The following is a 5,031-nucleotide window of genomic DNA, read 5'->3' on the forward strand; positions in this document are numbered from 1 at the left end:
CGCGCCGAACGTGCCGCTGGTGAACCCGGTGACCTTGGCGAAGTTCGTGGTTGCCCTGCCCGTGCCCCCGATCGCCCAGCCCACCGGCAAGCGTACCCACACCGCATTCGGTAGCCGGCAGCTACCGTTCTACCGCATGCCAATGCAGGCATTCAGTGCCAGGGTGCACCGGGATCTCCCGCCGACGCCGCAATGGGGTTACGCGGGCTCCACGCCGGGCCCTACGATCGTGACGCGCCGTGGCGAGCCGGTGCTGGTGGAATGGGCCAATGAACTTCCTACCCGCCATTTCCTGCCTATCGATCACGGTATTCATGGCGCGGAGAAATCCAAACCCGAGGTTCGCACGATCACCCATGTGCACGGTGCGCGCGTCTCCGCGCCGAACGATGGCTGGCCTGAAGACTGGTACGTGCCGAGCAAATCGCTGACTGCCCTTTACCCGGGCGACCAGGACGCCACCACCTTGTGGTACCACGACCACGCCATGGGCATCACGCGGCTGAATATCTACGCCGGTCTGTTCGGCAGCTTCCATGTGCACGACGACGACGAGCAAGCCCTGGGGTTGCCCTCGGGCGAATACGACATTCCGTTGATGCTCTACGACCGCCTGCTCGCCAAGAGCGGCAAGCTTTATTACCCGGTCTCAGACGATCGCGAAGCACCCTGGGTGTCCGAATGCCGCGGGGACGCGGTGCTGTGCAACGGCAAGCTGTATCCGTACCTCGAAGTTGAGCCGCGCCGCTACCGCTTTCGTTTGACCAATGTAGCCAATACCAGCTTCTTCAACCTATCGCTCTCACATGGCAAGCCATTCCAGCAGATCGGCAGCGACCAAGGGTTGCTGGCCGCACCCACAGATCGCCTGAACATCGAACTCTATCCGGCCGAACGTGCCGAGGTCATCGTCGACTTCAGTGCCTATGCGGGGCAGTCGGTGCAGCTACGCCACCAGGCCGACGGCATCGTCGAGTTCCGCGTTCGCGCCAAAGGCCGCCGCGATACTTCGGTAGTGCCTGCCGCATTGCGGCCGGTGCAGCGCATCGATCCCTCCACGGCGGTGCAGGACCGCGTGCTTGCACTGGGCGAGCAGGACGATTCGGGTGGCAATCCGATGACGATGCTGCTTGATGGGAAGATGTGGAGCGATCCCATCAGCGAAAAGCCCAGGAAGGGCACCGTTGAAACCTGGACGTTCGTCAACGTGACGGGCGACGCGCATCCCATCCACCTGCACCTTGTGCGCTTCCAGGTACTGGAGCGCCGTCCGTTCGATCTCTTCGCGTGGAACGCCCGCAAGGAACTGAAGTTCACCGGGCCATCGATACCGCCGGCCGCGCATGAAGCTGGATGGAAAGACACCGTGCGTTGCGACCCCGGCATGGTCACCCGCATCGTCACGCGCTTCGACGGTGAGCCAGGCAAATACGTCTGGCACTGCCATTACCTCGAGCACGAAGACAACGAAATGATGCGTCCTTACGAACTGGTGTGAACCGTCCGGCTCTTTCTTGCGGCGGCAGCAGTCATTGTTCGCAATATCTTGCGTTGACACGTTAACGTCATCACGCTCTCGCGCATTGTCGCCGCCGTGCCAACGATTCGTCATATGCGGGGCAGATGCTCACGGCGGTCGACGGGCAACCAAAACCTCAGTCGATAAGCATCAGGGGGAAAGACTTCCAGTAGGGAGAAATCGCAAATGGTTACTTGGTTGCACCGCACGCGGCTTACGCCGCTGTTGCTTGGTGCGCTTTCGGTCGGCCTCGCCGGCATCGTCAGCGCTCAGGACACCACTCCGCCCGACCACGACGCGCAGTTCCGCAAGAACGTGCCCGTGGCTCCCTTCAAGAACCAGCCCGGCCTCCCCGGCGGCGTCGTTGTACTGCACAAGCCGCCGCGCGGCCAGGACAACAGCAACAACACCGTTACCCCGATCAAGCACGTCATCCTGCTGATCGGTGAGAACCGCACGTTCGATCACGTTTATGGCACCTACACTGCGCCGAAGGGCCAGTCGGTGGACAACCTTTTGTCCAAGGGCATCGTCAATGCCGACGGTACGCCGGGTCCGAATGTGGAACTCGCCAGGCAGTTCATGGCCTCAAGCACCGGCAAGTTCGACATGTCGCCGAAGAAAGCCGGCAAGTACAAGACGCTTCCGCAGATGAACACCGGTGGCGCACCCACCGCCGCTCCCTTCGCTTCTGCCGCGCAGGCGCAGGCGCTTGAACCGGCCCTGCCCGATGACGCCTACGACATGCTCGCCGCCGGTGGCACGGGCCTGCCCAACGGCGTGGTCGATACCCGCTTCCCGGCCACGCTCCCCAATGCGCCGGTCGACATGCATGCGTCGATCAGCTACGACGCCTATGCGAATAGCCCCGTGCATCGCTTCTTCCAGATGTGGCAGCAGCTCGATTGCGACACCAAGGCCGCCACTGCGGAAAGCCCGAGCGGTTGTCGCAACGATCTGTTCCCCTGGGTCGAAACCACCATGGGCGCGGGCAACAACGGCGCTCCGCTGCCGGCAAACTTCAACGACCAGACCACCGGCGAAGGCTCCACCGCCATGCAGTTCCTCAACATGGCCCAGGGTGATGCGCCTTACTTCAAGGAGCTGGCCCAGAAGTATGCGCTGAGCGACAACTTCCACCAGTCGGTGATGGGCGGCACGGGTGCCAACCACATCATGCTTGGCTATGGCACGCTGATCTACTACGCCGACGCCAATGGCAACCCCGCCACCCCGCCGGAAAACCAGATCGAGAATCCGGATTCGCAATTCGGTACCAACAACTGGTGGGTGCAGGACGGTTACGGCGGTGGTTCGTACGTCGAGTGCGCCGACGAAAGCCAGCCGGGCGTGAAGCAGATCAAGAACTACCTGCGCTCGCTGCCCTACCTAACGTTCAAGGGTACTGACTGCAAGGCCAAGGCCTATTACCTGGTGAACAACTACAACCCAGGCTATATGGGTGATGGCACGCCGGCTCCGCTGGGCGCCGACCAGTTCACCATCCCGCCGACCACACAGGAAAACCTCGCGCTGCTGCTGGAGAAGCACAAGGTTTCCTGGAAGTACTACGGTGAAGGCTTCGGCGGCGGCAAGGAAGACGGTGAAGCCGGCACCTTCTGCAACATCTGCGATCCGTTCCTGTACTCCACGCAGGTCATGACCGACCCGGAACTGCGCGCCAAGAACCAGGACATCAACGACCTGTACGACGACATCCAGAACGACACGCTGCCGGCCGTTTCCATCGCCAAGCCGGACGGCATCCTCGATGGCCATCCGGCCTCGTCGAAGCTGGACCTGTTTGAAGGCTACGTGCGCAAGATCGTCGAAATGGCCAAGGCCAACCCGAAGGTTTGGGACGACACCGTGATCATGGTGACGTTCGATGAAGGTGGCGGCTACTACGATTCGGGCTACATCCAGCCGATCGACTTCTTCGGCGACGGCACGCGCATTCCGCTGCTGGTGGTGTCGAAGTACTCGCAGGGCGGCAAGGTCGTGCACACCTATTACGACCATGTCTCGTTCGACAAATTCGTCGAGGCCAACTGGAACCTGAAGGATCAGATCTCCGCCCGCAGCCGCGACAACCTGCCTAACCCGGTGTCGTTCCGCGAGCATCCGTATGTGCCGGTGAATGCGCCGGCCATCGGCAACCTCATGGATATGTTCAACTTCACCAGGGAGGATGTCAGCGACACCGCCGCGGCCGCCGACTGATCGCACACGGTTCATTCGATAACGACCCTGCCCGCGAAAGCGGGCAGGGTTTTCGTGTTGCAAGGAGTCGAATCATGTTGAAGCGTTTACTGCTCACCCCGCTTGCCGCCGCCGCGTTTGCCCTCGCCATCATGGCGATCACGCCTGTACGCGCGGATCCCGGTGACTTCGGCGCCATGCCCGGCTTGTGGAAGATCCTGTTCCGACACGTGGTCAACGGAAAGGCAAGCTCACCCGAGGTGCATTGGCATTGCGTCGATGAAGGTGCCGATCCCTGGACCACGTTCGCCGCGTGGACGCCCGCGGAGGGCGAGTGCACCGCCACGGACCAGCAACGCCGCAGTACGTCGCTGGCATGGAACCTCACCTGCAAGGCGGGCACGAAGGCTTCGGCACACGTGAATTTCGATAGCGCCAAGCACTACACCGGCAGCGTCTCGGTCGAAGGCCGCGGCGAGGTTACGCAGGTGGAAGGCGCCCGGTACGCTGCCTGCACCAGTCCGCAGGACTAGCGCGGCACGAGCAATAGCCGGGCGACACGTTAAAGCGCGCCGCTTACCCGGGGCAAATGCCACCCCAGGAGAAACGCCAGGATGCGCACCGCGAAGCACGCGAGGAAACCCGCCATCGCCGCCACGGACGGCGCAAAGCCTAACCGCCGCCCCGCCACGACAACCGCTGCGCCCAGGAGCGCAGCGCTGGCATAGATATCCGTATTCAGGACCATCGGTATCCGCGCACGAAACACGTCGCGGATAACGCCGCCGCCGCAGCCAGTGACCGCACCCATCAGGATCGCACTGATCGAGCTGATGTTGAATTCAATCGCCTTCTCCGCACCGGCTACGGCGAACAGCGCGAGGCCTGCGGCATCAAGGGTGACCATGAACATCAAGGGCACGGCTTCAATCTGCGCATGTAGCAGGAACGTGGCGAGCCCGGCAACGAAGGCCAGCGTCGGATAGCGCCAGTCACGTAATGCGTTGGGTGGCGCAGCACCGATAAGAAGGTCGCGGATCACACCGCCACCCAATGCGACGGTGAACGAAAGGACCAGCACGCCGAGCAGATCCAGCCCGGCATGGATCGCCGCAGTGGCTCCTTCAATCGCGAAGACGGCCGTACCGATCAGATCGGCGATGAGCACTACGCGCTGACGCACCATGACGCCCCCTTTCATAACTCAGATGCAGATCTGGTCGATTACGCTGTGCCAATTCGATCAGAGGCAAGTACCGCGCCGATCCGCAGCCGTCAGTCCAGGGCCTGGAGTTGAGCCTTCATTGTCC

Annotated in this window: 4 protein-coding genes; 3 read left to right on the plus strand and 1 reads right to left on the minus strand. The window is 62.2% G+C overall.

The genetic code is table 11. The features are described from left to right. The 3 genes from ACTHLF_RS03795 to ACTHLF_RS03805 form a co-directional block, all read left to right on the plus strand. The coding region (locus ACTHLF_RS03795; RefSeq protein WP_440325008.1) for a multicopper oxidase family protein at positions 1 to 1,498 on the plus strand (1,498 nt) is incomplete at its 5' end. Positions 1,499 to 1,705: 207 nt separating this feature from the next. Next, positions 1,706 to 3,742 (plus strand): alkaline phosphatase family protein, encoded by a 2,037-nt coding sequence (locus ACTHLF_RS03800; RefSeq protein ID WP_440325010.1) that lies wholly within the window; start codon positions 1,706 to 1,708, stop codon positions 3,740 to 3,742. 74 nt (positions 3,743 to 3,816) lie between these two features. Continuing rightward, positions 3,817 to 4,254 (plus strand): DUF3617 domain-containing protein, encoded by a 438-nt coding sequence (locus ACTHLF_RS03805; protein ID WP_440325012.1) that lies wholly within the window; start codon positions 3,817 to 3,819, stop codon positions 4,252 to 4,254. Between the two features lie 29 nt (positions 4,255 to 4,283). Here the strand turns inward: ACTHLF_RS03805 and ACTHLF_RS03810 are convergent, their stop codons facing one another. Beyond that, a complete protein-coding gene (locus tag ACTHLF_RS03810; protein WP_440325014.1) occupies positions 4,284 to 4,907 on the minus strand; it encodes a trimeric intracellular cation channel family protein in 624 nt (207 codons plus the stop codon). Between the last annotated feature and the right edge of the window lie 124 nt (positions 4,908 to 5,031).

The organism is Luteibacter sp., from assembly GCF_051958795.1.
Taxonomy (GTDB): domain Bacteria; phylum Pseudomonadota; class Gammaproteobacteria; order Xanthomonadales; family Rhodanobacteraceae; genus Luteibacter.

What these genes read in the sequence shown, in the direction of transcription:
- ACTHLF_RS03800 (WP_440325010.1), top strand. Translation starts at nt 1,706, where the DNA reads ATGGTTACTTGGTTGCACCGCACGCGGCTTACGCCGCTGTTGCTTGGT.
- ACTHLF_RS03805 (WP_440325012.1), top strand. Translation starts at nt 3,817, where the DNA reads ATGTTGAAGCGTTTACTGCTCACCCCGCTTGCCGCCGCCGCGTTTGCC.
- ACTHLF_RS03810 (WP_440325014.1), bottom strand. Translation starts at nt 4,907, where the DNA reads ATGGTGCGTCAGCGCGTAGTGCTCATCGCCGATCTGATCGGTACGGCC.